General features: G+C 63.3%; 12 protein-coding genes. 10 read left to right on the top strand and 2 right to left on the bottom strand.

The features are described 5' to 3' along the window. Nucleotides 1-21 precede the first annotated feature (21 nt). Nucleotides 22-987, bottom strand: coding sequence for a 2-hydroxyacid dehydrogenase (locus tag QN085_RS04075; RefSeq protein ID WP_024086268.1), 966 nt, complete (start codon nt 985-987; stop codon nt 22-24). Nucleotides 988-1299: 312 nt separating this feature from the next. On the opposite strand from QN085_RS04075, the gene QN085_RS04080 reads away from it, so the two are divergent. The 10 genes from QN085_RS04080 (at nt 1300) to QN085_RS04125 (ending at nt 14384) form a co-directional block, all read left to right on the top strand. Then, complete coding sequence (locus QN085_RS04080) at nt 1300-2982, top strand: fatty acid--CoA ligase (protein ID WP_023661094.1); 1683 nt, start codon at nt 1300-1302, stop codon at nt 2980-2982. Nucleotides 2983-3313: 331 nt separating this feature from the next. Continuing rightward, on the top strand, nt 3314-5200 hold the full coding sequence (locus tag QN085_RS04085; protein WP_013970938.1) for a DUF1302 domain-containing protein: 1887 nt from the start codon (nt 3314-3316) through the stop codon (nt 5198-5200). A 25-nt stretch (nt 5201-5225) separates the two neighbouring features. After that, nucleotides 5226-6590: a DUF1329 domain-containing protein gene (locus QN085_RS04090; RefSeq protein WP_013970939.1), complete on the top strand. Its 1365-nt coding sequence runs from the start codon at nt 5226-5228 to the stop codon at nt 6588-6590. Nucleotides 6591-6928: 338 nt separating this feature from the next. Continuing rightward, complete coding sequence (locus tag QN085_RS04095) at nt 6929-9646, top strand: winged helix-turn-helix domain-containing protein (RefSeq protein WP_013970940.1); 2718 nt, start codon at nt 6929-6931, stop codon at nt 9644-9646. Nucleotides 9647-9805: 159 nt separating this feature from the next. Next, nucleotides 9806-11413 (top strand): response regulator, encoded by a 1608-nt coding sequence (locus tag QN085_RS04100; protein WP_023661095.1) that lies wholly within the window; start codon nt 9806-9808, stop codon nt 11411-11413. Further along, nucleotides 11410-12102: a sensor histidine kinase gene (locus QN085_RS04105; RefSeq protein ID WP_013970942.1), complete on the top strand. Its 693-nt coding sequence runs from the start codon at nt 11410-11412 to the stop codon at nt 12100-12102. The genes QN085_RS04100 and QN085_RS04105 overlap by 4 nt, the downstream gene beginning before the upstream one ends. 168 nt (nt 12103-12270) lie before the next feature. Then, entirely contained in the window at nt 12271-12549 is a 279-nt protein-coding gene (locus QN085_RS04110) for an AbrB/MazE/SpoVT family DNA-binding domain-containing protein (protein ID WP_003259615.1), read from the top strand. Next, entirely contained in the window at nt 12546-12893 is a 348-nt protein-coding gene (locus QN085_RS04115) for a type II toxin-antitoxin system ChpB family toxin (RefSeq protein WP_023661096.1), read from the top strand. Before QN085_RS04110 ends, QN085_RS04115 begins: the two co-directional genes overlap by 4 nt. A gap of 18 nt (nt 12894-12911) precedes the next feature. Beyond that, a complete protein-coding gene (locus QN085_RS04120) occupies nt 12912-13556 on the top strand; it encodes an MBL fold metallo-hydrolase (protein WP_013970945.1) in 645 nt (214 codons plus the stop codon). A 108-nt stretch (nt 13557-13664) separates the two neighbouring features. Further along, a complete protein-coding gene (locus tag QN085_RS04125; RefSeq protein ID WP_013970946.1) occupies nt 13665-14384 on the top strand; it encodes a YiaD family glycine zipper/OmpA-like lipoprotein in 720 nt (239 codons plus the stop codon). A 156-nt stretch (nt 14385-14540) separates the two neighbouring features. Here the strand turns inward: QN085_RS04125 and pta are convergent, their stop codons facing one another. After that, nucleotides 14541-16628 carry a phosphate acetyltransferase gene (gene pta, locus QN085_RS04130; protein ID WP_013970947.1) on the bottom strand — a complete coding sequence of 696 codons (2088 nt, stop codon included), beginning with the start codon at nt 16626-16628 and terminating at the stop codon, nt 14541-14543. Nucleotides 16629-16644 lie beyond the last annotated feature (16 nt).

Consider the following 16644-nt stretch of genomic DNA (forward strand, 5'->3'; position numbering starts at 1 on the left):
TAGCAGAGGCGGGCGTCGGGCTCAGCTAACCACGCGGCGTGGCTGCCCGGCGAAGAAGGCCTGGGCGTTCTCGCTGAGCTGGCCGACGATGCGCTGGCGCGACTCTACCGCGCCCCAGGCGCTGTGCGGGGTGATGATCAGGCGCGGGATGCCGGGCTCGAGCAGCGGGTTGCCGTTGACCGGCGGCTCCACACTCAGCACGTCGGTGGCGGCGCCACCCAGGTGGCCACTGCGCAGGGCGTCGGCCAGCGCCTGCTCGTCGATAAGGCCGCCGCGGGCGGTGTTGACCACCAGTGCGTTTGGCTTGAGCAAGGCCAGTTCGCGGGCCCCGAGCATGTGTCGTGTGTGCTCGTTCAGCGGGCAGTGCAGGGTCAGGGCGTCGACTTGCGGCAGCAACTCGTCCAGCGGCAACCGGTCGGCGCGTTCCGGGCGGCCGGGGATCTGCCCGCTGAGCACGCGCATGCCAAAGGCTTCGGCCAGTCGCGCCACCGCGCCGCCCAGTTCACCGTGGCCGAGCAGGCCAAGGGTCTTGCCCTCCAGCTCGACGATGGGGAAGTCCAGCAGGCAGAACTGGCTGGCCTTGGCCCACTGGCCGTCGGCTACCGCCTGGTTGTAGTCGCACAGGCGGGTGGCCAGTGCCAGTAGCAGGGCGAGGGTGTGCTGGGCGACGGACGGTGTGCCGTAGCCCTGGCAGTTGCACACGGTGATGCCCTGGGCGCGGGCGGCCGCCAGGTCGACGTTGTTGGTGCCGGTGGCGGCCACCAGGATCAGCTTCAGTTGCGGGTTGGCGGCCAGGGTCGCGGCGTCGAGCATGACCTTGTTGCTGACCACCGCTACCGCGCCCTGAAGGCGTTCGGCGACCTGCTCAGGACGGGTGGCGGCGAACAGTTCGAACTCGTCGAACTGCTGCTTCAGGGACGAGAGGTCGAGATCGCCCAGGTCCAGGGACTGGTGATCGAGAAACACGGCGCGACGCGGGCTGGGCATGAAGTTCTCCGAGGCTGGGCGGGATTTCGGTGTCGCGGCCATTCGCGGGTAAACCCGCTCCCACAGGTACTGCACCAGCCTTTGCAATGGTGCAATACCTGTGGGAGCGGGTTTACCCGCGAATAGGCCATCAGCTTCACCACATAACCTGAAGCTGCCGCCGCAGTGTCTAGTTCAACCTTGCCGCCCGTCAACGCCCGCCACTCATACCTTCATCACGCAAATCATTCCTTCGGCTGATTTAGCCGTCACATTGGCGAACTACAGTAGTTCCCAGACTTGTCCGGCCCGCTTTCCAGAAAAGGGATACCCATGTTGCAGACCCGCATCATCAAGCCCGCCGAGGGCGCCTACGCCTACCCCCTGCTGATCAAGCGACTGCTGATGTCTGGCAGCCGCTATGAAAAGACCCGCGAAATCGTCTACCGAGACCAGATGCGGCTGACCTACCCCCAGCTCAACGAGCGCATAGCGCGCCTGGCCAACGTGCTGACCGAAGCCGGGGTAAAGGCCGGTGACACCGTGGCGGTGATGGACTGGGACAGCCACCGCTACCTGGAATGCATGTTCGCCATCCCGATGATCGGTGCGGTGGTGCACACCATCAACGTGCGCCTGTCGCCCGAGCAGATTCTCTACACCATGAACCACGCCGAAGACCGCGTGGTGCTGGTCAACAGTGACTTCGTCGGCTTGTACCAGGCCATCGCCGGGCAACTGACCACGGTCGACAAGACCCTGCTGCTGACCGACGGCCCGGAAAAGACAGCCGAGCTGCCCAACCTGGTGGGCGAGTACGAGCAACTGCTGGCCGCTGCCAGCCCGGGCTACGACTTCCCGGACTTCGACGAGAACTCGGTGGCCACCACCTTCTACACCACTGGCACCACCGGCAACCCCAAGGGTGTGTACTTCACTCATCGGCAACTGGTGCTGCACACCCTGGCCGAAGCTTCGGTGACTGGCAGCATCGACAGCGTGCGCCTGCTGGGTAGCAACGACGTGTACATGCCCATCACGCCGATGTTCCATGTGCACGCCTGGGGCATTCCCTACGCCGCCACCATGCTGGGCATGAAGCAGGTGTATCCGGGGCGCTACGAGCCGGACATGCTGGTCAAACTGTGGCGCGAAGAGAAGGTCACCTTCTCCCATTGCGTGCCGACCATCCTGCAGATGCTGCTCAACTGCCCGACCTCCCAAGGTCAGGACTTCGGCGGTTGGAAGATCATTATCGGTGGCAGCGCACTCAACCGCTCGTTGTACCAGGCCGCCCTGGCACGCGGTATCCAGCTGACCGCTGCGTATGGCATGTCCGAGACCTGCCCGCTGATTTCCGCCGCCCACCTGAACGACGAACTGCAGGCCGGCAGCGAGGATGAGCGCGTCACCTACCGCATCAAGGCCGGCGTGCCGGTGCCGCTGGTGGAGGCGGCCATCGTCGACGGCGACGGCAACTTCCTGCCCGCCGACGGTGAAACCCAGGGCGAGCTGGTGCTGCGTGCGCCATGGCTGACCATGGGCTACTTCAAGGAACCGGAAAAAAGCGAGGAGCTGTGGCAGGGCGGCTGGTTGCACACTGGTGATGTCGCCACGCTCGACGGCATGGGCTATATCGACATCCGCGACCGTATCAAGGATGTGATCAAGACCGGTGGCGAGTGGATTTCCTCGCTCGACCTCGAAGACCTGATCAGCCGTCACCCGGCCGTGCGCGAAGTGGCGGTGGTAGGGGTGGCCGACCCGCAGTGGGGTGAACGCCCGTTTGCCCTGCTGGTGGTACGCGAAGACCAGGTCATCGACGCCAAGGCGCTGAAGGAACACCTCAAGCCGTTCGTCGAGCAGGGGCACATCAACAAGTGGGCGATTCCAAGCCAGATCGCCGTTGTTACCGAAATTCCCAAGACCAGTGTCGGCAAGCTCGACAAGAAACGCATCCGCCAGGACATCGTCCAGTGGCAGGCCAGCAACAGCGCGTTCCTCTCCACGCTGTAACCGCCATGCGGGTCGCGTACTGCAGCGCGCGACCCGCATGCTAGAGGGGTGGAGCCTTGCCAAACGGCAGAAATACGCCATCCTTTAGCACTGCCAGCGCGCAGCCGGGGCAACATGGCAGCGAGTTGGCCGCACGGAGCGCAAATCACACTTTAGAGGGATCAAGCGCCTGTGCCTTGCTGGCTATAGTCGGGGCCAGGGGATTTTCAGGAATGGGGGAGGCGACATGCGCAAGCCGTGTCGCCGCGGGCGCAAGCCTGCAAACCGGTCGCTCGGGCCGTTCTTGAAAGGACTCACTGCCATAACAAAAAAAGTACATGGAGTAGCGTCGATGAAATCTGCAAACCTGTTCTGGCGCCGGGCCAAGTTGCCCCTGGCCGTCAGCCTTGCTTCCACGCTCGCAAGTCCTGCTTTCGCTGTCAGTTTCAACATTGGTGAAATCGAAGGCCAGTTCGACTCGTCGCTCTCCATCGGCGCCAGCTGGTCGACGGCCAACCCCAACAAGAACCTGATCGGGGTGAACAACGGCGGCAAGGGCCTGTCGCAGACATCCGACGATGGCCACCTGAACTTCAAGAAGGGCGAAACCTTCTCCAAGATCTTCAAGGGTATCCATGACCTGGAGCTCAAGTACGGCGACACCGGCGTTTTCGTCCGCGGCAAGTACTGGTACGACTTCGAACTGAAGGACGAAGGCCGCGAGTTCAAGGACATCAGCGACTCCAACCGCAAGGAAGGCGCCAAATCGTCCGGTGCCGAGCTACTCGACGCATTCGTCTACCACAACTACTCCATCGGCGATCAGCCAGGCTCGGTGCGCCTGGGCAAGCAGGTGGTGAGCTGGGGTGAAAGTACCTTCATCGGTGGCGGCATCAACTCGATCAACCCGATCGACGTGTCGGCGTTTCGCCGCCCGGGGGCCGAGATCAAGGAAGGCCTGATTCCGGTCAACATGTTCTACATTTCGCAGAGCCTGACCGACAACCTGTCGGCCGAGGCCTTCTACCAGATCGAATGGGACCAGACGGTCGTCGACAACTGCGGCACGTTCTTCTCCCAGCCGGACATCATTGCCGACGGCTGTACCGACAACCTGCGTGTGCTCAACAGCAGCCGCACGGTGCCAGGGGCGGCGCAGCAGTTCCTTGCCACTCGGGGCGTGGATATCAACGAAGAAGGGGTGATGGTGCGCCGCGGCGCCGACCGCGATGCACGTGATAGCGGCCAATTCGGTGTGGCCATGCGCTACATGTTCGAACCGCTGGACACCGAGTTCGGTGCCTACTTCATGAACTATCACAGCCGTGCGCCGATCTTCAGCGCTACAGGGGCTGCACCCTCCGTGTTCGCCGGGTTGAGCGCCCTGCCTGCACAGCTGCGCGCCCTGGCACCCCTGATCGTGGCGGGTAATTCCGAGTACTTTGTCGAATACCCGGAGGATATCCGCCTCTATGGCTTGAGTTTCTCCACCACGCTGCCTACAGGGACCGCCTGGAGCGGCGAACTCAGCTACCGCCCCAACGCGCCAGTGCAACTCAACACCACAGATATATTGTTTGCCGGGGTTCGTCCCATTGGCGGCGCCTTGAGCAATGCTTCGCTGTTGACTGGTACTCCGGGGCAGGACCTGCATGGGTATCGCCGTAAGGAAATCACGCAATTCCAGACTACCCTGACGCACTTCTTCGATCAGGTGATGGGTGCCAGCCGCATGACCGTGGTGGGCGAAGTGGGTGTCACCCATGTGGGCGGCCTCGAAAACGCGCACGACACTCGCTACGGTCGCGATCCAGTGTTCGGCCCTGGCCCGCTGCCTTCCACCGGTGGTGCCGATACCTGCCAGGTACTCAACGCCAGTACCATCGCAGGCGCTGGCGCCGGTGCATCCACTGCCAACCTGAACCGCAACTGCGAGAACGACGGCTACACCACCAGTACCTCCTGGGGTTACCGCGCCCGTGTCATCTGGGACTACAACGACGTCTTCGCCGGGGTCAACCTGAAGCCGAGCGTGGCCTGGTCGCATGACGTTTCCGGCTATTCGCCTGGCCCTGGCGCCAACTTCGAGGAGGGCCGCAAGGCTGTCAGCCTGGGCCTGGACGCCGAGTACCAGAACACCTACACGGCGAGCCTGTCGTACACCAATTTCTTCGACGGCAAGTACACCACCGTGGATGACCGCGACTTCGTCGCCCTCAGCTTCGGCGTGAACTTCTAAGCATACAGATCCAGGACGACACGACATGAACAAGACCAGAAGTCTGCTGCAAGCCGGTGTGCTGGGCCTGTCCCTGCTGGCGACCAGCGTCATGGCTGCAGTATCCGCCGACGAGGCGGCCAAGCTGGGCAGTACCTTGACTCCGATGGGCGCCGAAAAGGCTGGCAACGCCGATGGCTCGATCGGCCCGTGGGAACCGCTGTCCAAGAGCGCGGGCAGCGTCGACGGCAAGGGCTTCCTGTCCGACCCGTACGGCAGTGACAAGCCACTGTTCACCATCACCGCGCAGAACGCCGACCAGTACAAGGACAAGCTCTCGCCGGGCCAGCTGGCCATGCTCAAGCGCTATCCGGACACCTTCAAGATCCCGGTATTCAAGACCCATCGCGGTTCCACGGTGCCGGCCGATGTGTTCGCCGCCATCAAGGAAAACGCTACCAAGACCACCCTGGTCGAAGGCGGCAACGGTCTGAACAACTTCCGCACGGCTGTACCGTTCCCGATCCCGAAAAGCGGCCTGGAGGTGATCTGGAACCACATCACCCGCTACCGGGGCGGTAGCGTCAGCCGTCTGGTGACCCAGGCAACGCCCCAGCAGAACGGCTCTTTCAACCCGGTATACTTCTCCGACCAGTTCGTCTTCCGCGAAAGAATGAAGGATTACGACCCGAACAACCCGGGCAACATCCTGTTCTACTTCAAGCAGGAAGTGACCGCGCCTGCGCGCTTGGCCGGTACCGTGCTGCTGGTGCACGAAACCCTCGACCAGGTGAAGGAACCACGCAAGGCGTGGATCTACAACGCCGGTCAGCGCCGCGTACGCCAGGCACCACAAGTGTCGTACGACGGCCCGGGTACGGCCGCCGACGGTTTGCGCACCTCCGACAACCTGGACATGTTCAACGGTGCGCCAGACCGCTATGACTGGAAGCTGGAAGGCAAGAAGGAGATGTACATCGCGTCCAACGCCTTCAAGCTCGACGACCCCAAGCTCAAGTACACCGACATCATCAAGGCCGGGCACATCAACCAGGACCTGGCCCGTTACGAGCTGCGCCGTGTATGGCACGTGGTCGCCACCCTCAAGCCGGGCCAGCGGCACATCTATGCCAAGCGTGACTTCTACATCGACGAGGACACCTGGCAGGCTGCGGTGATTGACCAGTACGACGGCCGTGGCCAACTGTGGCGCGTGTCCGAGGCACATGCCCAGCCGTACTACAACGTGGAAGTGCCGTGGTACACCCTGGAGGCCATCTATGACCTGCAGTCGGGCCGTTACCTGGCCTTGGGCATGAAGAACGAAGAGAAGCGCGCCTACGACTTCGGCTTCAGTGCCAGCAAGGCTGACTTCCAGCCAGCGGCACTGCGCCAGTCGGGTATTCGCTAAGTATCGCGCAACCTCGGAGCGCCCCGGCTTGTCCGGGGCGTTTCATTTTCCTGTACCGGCCCCTTCGCGGGTGAACCCGCTCCCACAGGTACTGCACTGGGCTTGAAACCTGCGCAATCTCTGTAGGAGCGGGTTCACCCGTGAAGAGGCCGGTACAGCAATAAAGCTGGTGAATACCCCTCCAAACCCCCGCCCCAGCCGCTGTCCATCAGTCATGTTGCTTTTTGTCGCAGTCTTTTTCAGTGTAATTGCGCCCATCATCTTCAAATGCGTAGCGTTACCCGCTAGTCTCGCAAGCATCCATACCGCCGTAGTCTTCCAATCAGAACGAGCCGGCCATGACAGATCTGTCCCGTACGCATGGATTCACCAGCCAGGCCCTGGGCCTGCTGGACGGGCGTTTCTTCCGGCCGCCCTTGCCGGACGGCCATGTGCCGCGCCTGCGCCTGTGCCAGCGGCTGCAAGCCGGTCTCGGCGGGCGGTTGTTACTGGTCAATGCCCCGGCAGGGTTCGGCAAAAGCTCCCTTGCCATCGAATTTTGCGAAGCGCTGCCCGAGCACTGGCGTAGCCTGTGGCTGGGCCTGAGCCAACGGGATGCCGACCCTGGCCGATTCCTCGAACGCCTGCTCGAAGGCCTGCAGCAGTATTGCCCGGCGCTGGGCGGCCAGGCCATGGGTCTGCTGAAAATGCGCCAGCGCCACCAGCCGTTCGCCTTCGAGGAATGGCTCGACGGCCTGCTCGACGAGCTGGCGCTGTACCTGCAAGCCGATACTCCCTTGTTGCTGGTGCTGGACGACTATCACCTGGCCCAGGGGCCGGTACTCGACCGCTGCCTGCAGTTCTTCCTCAATCACCTGCCCCCCGGCCTGGTGCTGCTGGTCACCAGCCGCCAACGCCCGGATTGGCACCTGGCGCGCCTGCGCCTGTCGCGGCACCTGGTCGAACTCAACGAACAGGACTTGCGCCTGACCGCCGAAGAATCACTGGCGGTGATCGGCCGCCAACCCAACGGGCTGCGTGGCCAGGCTCTGGACAACCTGATCCAGCGCAGCGACGGTTGGGTGGCCGGGTTGCGTTTCTGGCAGCTGGCGGCAAGCGAGTCCGCTGACGAGCAGGCCTTGCCCCAGGCCTTGCATGGCGGCGAGGGCCTGATCCGTGACTATCTGCTGGAAGAAGTCATCGACATGCTGCCCGCCGATGTACAGGCCTTCCTTTACGAAACGGCCTGCCAGGAACGTTTCTGCGCCCCGCTGTGCGATGCCGTACGCGGCCGTCACGACAGTGCCGCGATCCTGCGTTTCTTGCAGGCGCACCAGGTGTTCCTGGTGCCGCTGGACGAGCATGGCCACTGGTTCCGCTATCACCATTTGTTCTCCGACCTGTTGCGCAGCCGCCAGGCCAGCGAGCCGCTGGCCGACCTGCAGTTGCGTGCCTGCCGCTGGTTCGAAAGCCAGGGCCTGCTGGACGAAGCGGTGGAGCAGGCCCTGCGCGCCGGTTACCTCGATGTCGCCGCCGACCTGGTGCAGAGCCTGTCCGAGGAGCAACTGCTGGCCGAACAGAACGTCGGCATGTTGCTGCGCTGGAAGATGGACCTGCCCGACAGCCTGCTGATCAGCACGCCGCGGCTGATCGTGCTGTACAGCTGGGCGTTGGGCCTGGCGTGCCAGCTGGACGCGGCCGAGGAGCTGGCGGGTTATCTCAGCCGCTTCCTGCCCGCGCCTTCGGCGACCGCGCAAAAGTCCATGCTGGCCCAGTGGCTGGCGCTGAGTGGTGTTATCGCCCGTGGCCGTGGTGATCGCGAGCGCACCCTGGCCTATTGCGGTGAAGCGCTGCAGAGCTTGCCGAGCAAGCGTTATGGCCAACGCCTGGTGTGCCTGTCGACGCTGTCCAACCTGGCGATTGCCGATGGCGATTTCTGGCGGGCCCGCGGCTGGAACCGTGAGGCGCTGGAGTTGGCCCAGCGTGTTGGCAACCCATTGTTCGAGGCCCTGGCCCATTACGACCGGGCGCGGGTGCTGCATGCCCGTGGCGAGGTGTTGCGCGCGCTGGACGAAGTTCGCCAGGGGTTGCAGCGCCTGCAAGGGCTCTCGGCACAGCGGCTTTATGCCGTGCGCGCCCGCCTGACGCTTTACGAGGGCTACCTGCTGGTGTCGCGTCTGCAGCCGTCCCAGGGTCGTGCCCGTTTACGTGCTGGGCTGGGCGAGGCGCGGGCCTGCCGTGATATCAGTGTGCTCATCGGCCACTGTGTGATCGCTACGCTCGATGGCCGAGAAGGGCACTTTGCCGAGGCCTTTGCCGAACTGGCCGAGGCCGAGCGGCTGATGCACATCTGGGATGTACCGCCGGTCTACTATCTGGCGATGATCACCTTGGTCAAATGCGAGTTGTGGTTGGCCCAGGGGCGCATCGACCTGGCCGAGTCCTGGCTGCTGCGGCTGGGCCAGACTTATGGTGGCGAGCAACCGGCGGCGGCCCCGGAGTTCCACCCGTTGCTGCCGTTGCACATCGCCTTGCAGCAGGCATCCCTCGAGCGTATCCAGTCGCGTAGCGCCGATGCGGCGCAGCGGCTGGCAGGCCTGGTCGAGCGCGGCCAGGCCAGTGGCGGCATGATGCTCAGCGTCAGTGCCCTGTGCCAGTGGCTTGGCTTGTTGCTGGGCGAAGGTCGGGAAGAGCAGGCCGCCCAGTTGTTGCCACGGTTGCTGGCGGCAGCCCATGGCGGCGTGCTGCAACCGTTCCAGCCTTTGCTGGAGCAGTACCCGCAGTGGCTTCTCGAACAGCTCCATGCAGTAGCCGCCTGCCCGGTGCAGGCCGAGTTGCTCAAGCGCTTGCCGCAAATACCAAGCGCCAGCACCGGCAGCGGCGAAGCCCTGAGTAGCCGCGAGTTGGCCGTGCTCGAGCTGATTGCCCAGGGTTGTTCCAACCAGCAGATCAGCGAGCGGTTGTTCATTTCCCTGCACACGGTGAAAACCCACGCCAGCCATATCAACAGCAAGCTGGGGGTGGAGCGGCGTACCCAGGCGGTGGCGAAGGCCAAGTCCCTGGGGCTGCTGTTGTGATATTGGCCCAGCAGGGTCTTGCTCGTTAAAGTGATGGCTCGAGGCCATGGTTCGTGGCCGCGAATGCTCTACCCTAATCTTTTCCGACCAGCTGCCGATACAGCTATCGGTGGCATCGCCTCGCGCGATTTTTCAATCATTCCAAGGCAGGTCGTGTTGATGCTGCAGTACGGGCAAAAGAGCTTTCTGATCGTCGACGACTTTACCGACTTTCGCACGTCGACCCGTTCCATGCTGCGCGAACTGGGCGTGCGTGACGTGGACACCGCCGACAGCGGCGAGCAGGCGCTGCGCATGTGCGCGCAAAAGCGCTATGACGTCATACTGCAGGACTTCCACCTGGGCGACGGCAAGAAGAACGGCCAGCAGGTGCTCGAAGACCTGATCCTCGACAAGCACATCAGCCATGAGTGCATATTCATCATGGTCACTGCCGAGAGCAGCCAGGCCATTGTCCTCAGCGCCATCGAGCACGAGCCTGATGCCTATCTGACCAAGCCGTTCAACCGAGTTGGCCTGGCCCAGCGTGTCGAGAAACTGTACCAGCGCAAGACCCTGCTCAAGCCGATCCTGCAGGCCCTGGACCGAAATCGCCCGGCAGAAGTGCTGGCGGCTTGCGCCGAGCTGTGCAAGCGCGACCCACGCTTGGCCCCGCTGTGCCTGCGCTATCGGGCCGATGCCTTGCGCAACCTCAACCGCTTCGAGGAACTGGAGAAGTTCCTCAAGGCCATCCTGGCCAGCCGCCCGCAGCCGTGGGTCTACTCGGCGTTGGGCGGCCTGATGCACAAGCGTGGCCAGAATGCCCAGGCCCAGGGCGTGTACGAGCAGGCGCTCAAGGCCTTCCCGATCATGCCAGGCCTGTACGATGGCATGGCCGAGGTGCTGGTGGCCCAAGGCGAGACCAGGCGTGCGCAGAACATGCTTGAAGAAGCCGTGCGCCTGTCGCCGTTATCGGTGCGCCGGCAGTCGACGCTGGGCAAGCTGGCGTTGGAAAACGAAGACTTCGAGAGTGCTTCGAAGGCATTTCGCCACGCGGTGAATCAGGGCCAGAGCTCACGCTACAAGGACCCCGAGAACAACCTGGGCCTGGTGCAGGCGCTGATGAGCAGGAATGCCGGCTTTGGGCTGGATGCGCGCACACGGGTCGAGATCAACAGCACACTCAGCGAAGTGGCCAAGGAAAACCCCGAGGACCAAGGCCTGCAGGTGCGTGCCCGCATGATGAAGGCCGCCAGCCTGCAGCAGGCCGGCGACCCTGAAACGGCTGCAAAGCTGACCGAACAGGCGATCCAGCGCCTGGACAAGATGAACCAGTTCTTCTCGGTCGATTCGGCCCTGACCGTTGCCGCGCAGTTGCAGGCCATGGGACAGGAAGCTGCCGCCATCGGCGTGCTGAAGAACTGTGTGGAAAGTTATGGCGATGACCCAAAGGTCATGGAGAGGGTCGGCAAGCTGACGGACGACCCCAGCGTGCTCAACGCCATTACCGAAGCGGTCACCCTCAATCGCCAGGGTGTGCGCAGTTACCAGGGAGGGCAGCTCGGCGAGGCTTTGCAGCTGTTCCGCAAGGCGCTGGGTTTGCAGCCGAAGAACATCAGCATCGCCCTCAACACTGCCCAGGCGCTGCTGCGCATCGGCGGAGACAACCCTCAGCCCGCGATCATGCAGGAGTGTCGCGACGCCCTGACCAGCGTGGCCGGCATCCCCGCCAGCGACAACCGCTACGACCGTTACCGCAAACTGCACATCCGAGTGTTCGGCGCATGAATCAAGACAACCAGGGGCTGGATTTTTCCACGGTGATCGCCTCCACCGTGCACGACCTGAAGAACTCCCTGTCGGCGCTGATCCAGTCCCACAACCAGTGGATGCAGCGCTTGCCCGAGGAGCTGCGAAGTGGTGCCGAGCAAGGGGTTATGGAACATGAGTTTCGCCACCTCAACGGCATGCTTGTGCAGTTGCTGGGGTTGTACAAACTGGGCGTGAACCAGTTGCCGGTGTGCCCGGACTACCACGAACTGGACGACTTTATCGAAGCCCAGCTCGCGGCACACGAGGAGGTGCTCAAGCACAAGGACATCCTTGCCACCTGGCGCATCGACACCGACAACCCGCTGGGCTTCTTCGACCGCGAGCTGGTGGCCTCGGTGATCGCCAACGTGATCACCAACGCCACCCGCTTTGCCGCGCATGCCTTGCTGATCACCATCGAAGAGGCAGACAACCAGCTGGCCATCTGCGTCAACGATGACGGCCCGGGTTATCCACAGCGGATGCTCGAACGCCAGGAAGAATTCATCCAGGGTATCGACTCGACCAGCGGCAGTACCGGCCTTGGCCTGTATTTTGCGGCGCGGATCGCGGCACTGCATGAAAGCGGCGGGGTGCGCGGGCGGATCGAGATCTCCAATGGCGGCGCGCTTGGGGGTGGGTTGTTCAGGTTGTTTTTGCCTTGAAACTGACAAGGATTACGTTTCAAATTTTTGCAGGTGGAAAGTAGGTTCCCAAGGTGATGTAGGGCATTTCCTTCTTGAGGTTGCAGGGCTTTTGTCCATACCGGGCAAATGACAGTGTAGATACGACGTCTCTACATTTCGCTTGCAATCATTTGGAGGGTTTCTACTATGTATCTACCTTGGGAGATACTCATGCAGATCAAGATTCAACAGTGGGGTAACAGCGCCGCGATTCGCTTGCCGGCTGCAGTGCTCAAGCAGATGCGTCTCGGAGTCGGCTCTACCTTGAGCCTGGACACCGCGGGTGAGACCATGGTGCTCAAACCCGTCAGGTCGAAACCCAAATACACCCTTGAAGAGCTGATGGCTCAGTGCGATCTGGATGCACCGGAGCCAGAGGACATGGCCGACTGGAACGCGATGCCACCAGTAGGGCGTGAAGTGTGAATCGGGTGAAGTTCGCCAGGGGCGATATCGTTCGCGTCAATCTCGATCCGACTGTTGGACGGGAGCAGCAGGGGGCCGGGCGACCTGCGCTGGTGCTCACTCCCGCTGCGTTCAATGCGTCAGGCCTGGCTGTGGTAGTGCCGATCACTCAAGGTGGCGATTTTGCCAGGCATGCGGGTTTCGCCGTCACGCTCAGCGGTGTGGGTACGCAGACTCAGGGCGTGATGCTCTGCAATCAGGTGCGCACAGTCGACCTTGAAGCCAGATTTGCCAAACGCATAGAGTCGGTACCCGAGGTCGTCATCCTTGATGCACTGGCTCGCGTACAGACCCTCTTCGATTAACCGGTTCCCGTATTCCCTATGCAGAATCCATCGTCAGCGCTCATCCGCGAAACCTTCCCCGTAGGCCCCCTGCAGTGCAACTGCACCCTGATCGGCGACCCGCTTACCAAAAAGGCCATCGTCGTAGACCCCGGCGGTGACCCGGACAAGATCCTGGCCCGCCTGCAGGCCCACGGGCTGACGCTGGTGAGCATCATCCACACCCACGCGCACTTCGATCACTTCCTCGCCTCGGGCAAGCTCAAGGAGCTGACCGGCGCCACGCTGCACCTGCACAAGGACGACCAGTCGCTGTGGGACAACCTGGAAATGCAGTGCCAGATGTTCGGCGTGCCCTACACTCCGGTACCCGCGCCGGACCGCTGGCTGGGGGATGACGAGGAGCTGGCCTGTGGATGTGGCGTGGCCCTGCATACGCCAGGCCACACGCCAGGCTCGATGAGTTTCTGGTTTGCCGACGCCAAGCTGCTGATCGCCGGCGATACCCTGTTCCGCCGGGGCATTGGCCGTACCGATTTGTGGGGTGGCGACCAGCGGGCCATCGTCCGTTCCATCAGGGAGCGGCTGTACCGGCTGGACGAGGAGGCCATCGTGGTGACCGGCCACGGGCCTGATACCCGCCTGGGCGACGAAATGCGCGAGAACCCCTTTGTGCGTGCCTGATGGCACATGAAGGCACTTTCACGGAATTTTTCGGCGCCGATGCAATCCAAGGCTGGCATAGATCCCTTTATGATCTGTCGCATTCATGAATTCAGTAGGAGCTTGTCCATGTTCACCATGCGTCGTCTGATTATCGTCGCAACCGCCGCTGCCCTGATGACCGGCTGTGCCGGCCAGAACCCTTATGACAGCCAAGGGCAGGCGCAGGGCTCCACCGGGATGAGCAAAACTGCCAAATACGGCGGCCTGGGCGCGCTGGCCGGTGCTATCGCCGGTGCCGCCATCGACCACAACAACCGCGGCAAGGGCGCACTGATCGGCGCTGCCGCCGTGGGTGCCGCTGCAGCCGGTTATGGCTACTACGCCGACAAGCAGGAAGCCGAATTGCGCGCGCAAATGGCCAATACCGGTGTGGAAGTGCAGCGCCAGGGTGACCAGATCAAGCTGATCATGCCGGGCAACATCACCTTCGCAACAGACTCGGCCAACATCGCGCCAAGCTTCTACTCGCCGCTGAACAACCTGGCCGGCTCGTTCAAGCAGTTCAACCAGAACACCATCGAAGTGGTCGGCTTCACCGACAGCACTGGAAGCCGCCAGCACAACATGGACCTGTCCCAGCGCCGTGCGCAGGCGGTCAGCACCTACCTGACCTCGCAGGGTGTAGATGCCTCGCGTATCACCGTACGTGGCATGGGCCCGGACCAGCCGATCGCCAGCAACGCCGACGCCAATGGCCGTGCGCAGAACCGCCGTGTGGAAGTGAACCTGAAGCCGATTCCGGGTCAGCAGTATGACCAGCAAGGTCAGGTTCAGCAGTATCCCTGATTGACCGCCGGGGCCCCTTGGCGGCCCTTCGCGGGCTTGCCCGCTCCCACAGGTTTAGCGCGAGGCTCAGGAAATGCGCGGTTCCTGTGGGAGCGGGCGTGCCCGCGAACACCGGCGAAGCCGGTGCCATGCACCGCGGTGCATGCTTCGCAGGTATCAGCCCGCCACGCTCGCCTGAATCGCCGTCAGGGCAATGGTATGCACGATATCGTCAACCTGAGCCCCGCGCGGCAAGTCGTTCACCGGCTTGCGCAACCCTTGCAGCATCGGCCCCAGGCTGACCCCGTCGGTGCTGCGTTGCACCGCCTTGTGAGTCGTGTTGCCGGTATTCAGGTCTGGGAACACGAATACCGTCGCCCGCCCGGCTACCGGGCTGCCCGGCGCCAGGTCCCGCGCAATCGCCGGGTTGGCCGCCGCGTCATACTGCAACGGCCCGTCGATTAGCAGCTCTTGCGCCGCGCCTTGTGCCAGGCGGGTCGCTTCGCGCACTTTCTCGACTTCCTCGTCGCTGGCCGAATCGCTTGAATAACTGATCATCGCCACCCGTGGCGCGATGCCGAAGGCCTGTGCCGATTCGGCACTCTGCCGGGCGATCTCGGCCAGTTCGACAGCACTCGGGTGCGGGTTCATCACGCAGTCCCCGTACACCAGCACCTGTTCGGGGAACAGCATGAAGAATACCGACGACACCAGGCTCGAGCCCGGTGCGGTCTTTATCAGTTGCAGAGCCGGGCGGATGGTGTTGGCGGTGGAGTGCACCAGGCCCGAGACCAGGCCGTCCACTTCGTCCAGGGCCAGCATCATGGTACCGATCACCACCGGGTCTTCCAGTTGCTGCTCGGCCATTGGTGCATTGAGGTTCTTGCTCTTGCGCAGCTCGACCATCGGCTCTACATAGCGCCCGCGAATTACCTCGGGGTCCAGGATTTCCAGGCCCGGCGGCAAGGTGATGCCCTGGGCGCGGGCCACGGCGTCGACATCCTCGGGCTTGGCCAGTAGCACGCAGCGGGCAATGCCGCGGGCCTGGCAGATGGCCGCTGCCTGCACCAGCAGCGGCTCGGCGCCTTCCGGCAGGACGATGCGCTTGTTGGCCTGCTGCGCCCGCTGGATCAACTGGTAGCGGAACACGGCTGGGGACAGGCGCAATTCACGCGGCGTGCCGCAACGCTGGTGCAGCCAGGCGGCGTCGAGGTGGCTGGCGACGAAGTCGGTGATGAATTCGGCGCGCTCGCGGTCGTCCACTGGTATCTCGCGGTTCAGCGAGTTGAGCTGGTTGGCGGTGTCGTACGAGCCGGTACTGACCGACAGGATCGGCAGGCCGGCCTGCAGGGCGCCACGGCACAGACCAAGGATACGCGCGTCAGGTTTGCTGTCGCTGGTCAGCAGCAGGCCGGCCAGCGGGACGCCGTTGATCGCCGCGAGGCTGACGGCGAGGATGATGTCGTCGCGGTCGCCCGGTGTCACCACCAGGGTACCCGAGGTGAGCAGTGGCACCGTGTTGGCAACGGTACGCGCGCAGATGATGATCTTGCTCATGCGCCGCTGTTCATAGTCGCCGGCGTTGAGCACCTGGGCACCTAGCAGGTCGGCCACATCGCGGGTGCGCGGGGCGTTCAGTTCAGGCTGGTAGGGGATGCAGCCCAGCAGGCGGAAGTCGTTGCCGCGCAGTAGCGGCGAGTGCTCGCGCAGGCGGGTGGAAAAGTCGGCCATGCTTTCGTCGGTGCGCACCTTGTTGAGGATTACCCCGAGCACCTTCGGATCGCGCGGGCCGCCGAACAGCTGGGCCTGCAGTTCGACCCGGCCGGACAACTCGCTGAGCACTTCGTTTTCCGGCGCCGATACCAGAATCACCTCGGCATCCAGGCTCTTGGCCAGGTGCAGGTTGACCCGCGCCGCATAGCTGGCGTGGCGCGTGGGCACCATGCCCTCGACCACCACCACGTCGTTGCCGATGCAGGCTTGCTGGTACAGGCGGATGATTTCTTCGAGCAATTCGTCCAGCTGGCCATCGCCGAGCATGCGCTCGACGTGGGCCAGGCTCAGCGGCACCGGGGGCTTGATGCCGTGGGTGCGGGCGACCAGCTCGGTGGAGCGTTCGGGGCCGGTGTCACCCGGGTGGGGCTGGGCGATCGGCTTGAAGAAGCCGACCTTCAGCCCGGCGCGCTCCAGGGTGCGCACCAGGCCCAGGCTGATGGAGGTCAGGCCGACACCGAAATCGGTCGGCGCAATGAAAAATGTGTGCATGCGTGCTTCTCGAAAT

Origin of the sequence: Pseudomonas sp. M2(2023) (genome assembly GCF_030263955.1) — a bacterium.
In the GTDB taxonomy this organism is placed as follows: Bacteria; Pseudomonadota; Gammaproteobacteria; order Pseudomonadales; family Pseudomonadaceae; genus Aquipseudomonas; species Aquipseudomonas asiatica.

What these genes read in the sequence shown, in the direction of transcription:
- QN085_RS04090 (WP_013970939.1), top strand. Translation starts at nt 5,226, where the DNA reads ATGAACAAGACCAGAAGTCTGCTGCAAGCCGGTGTGCTGGGCCTGTCC.
- pta (WP_013970947.1), bottom strand. Translation starts at nt 16,628, where the DNA reads ATGCACACATTTTTCATTGCGCCGACCGATTTCGGTGTCGGCCTGACC.
- QN085_RS04125 (WP_013970946.1), top strand. Translation starts at nt 13,665, where the DNA reads ATGTTCACCATGCGTCGTCTGATTATCGTCGCAACCGCCGCTGCCCTG.
- QN085_RS04110 (WP_003259615.1), top strand. Translation starts at nt 12,271, where the DNA reads ATGTATCTACCTTGGGAGATACTCATGCAGATCAAGATTCAACAGTGG.
- QN085_RS04085 (WP_013970938.1), top strand. Translation starts at nt 3,314, where the DNA reads ATGAAATCTGCAAACCTGTTCTGGCGCCGGGCCAAGTTGCCCCTGGCC.
- QN085_RS04100 (WP_023661095.1), top strand. Translation starts at nt 9,806, where the DNA reads ATGCTGCAGTACGGGCAAAAGAGCTTTCTGATCGTCGACGACTTTACC.
- QN085_RS04095 (WP_013970940.1), top strand. Translation starts at nt 6,929, where the DNA reads ATGACAGATCTGTCCCGTACGCATGGATTCACCAGCCAGGCCCTGGGC.
- QN085_RS04075 (WP_024086268.1), bottom strand. Translation starts at nt 987, where the DNA reads ATGCCCAGCCCGCGTCGCGCCGTGTTTCTCGATCACCAGTCCCTGGAC.
- QN085_RS04120 (WP_013970945.1), top strand. Translation starts at nt 12,912, where the DNA reads ATGCAGAATCCATCGTCAGCGCTCATCCGCGAAACCTTCCCCGTAGGC.
- QN085_RS04080 (WP_023661094.1), top strand. Translation starts at nt 1,300, where the DNA reads ATGTTGCAGACCCGCATCATCAAGCCCGCCGAGGGCGCCTACGCCTAC.
- QN085_RS04105 (WP_013970942.1), top strand. Translation starts at nt 11,410, where the DNA reads ATGAATCAAGACAACCAGGGGCTGGATTTTTCCACGGTGATCGCCTCC.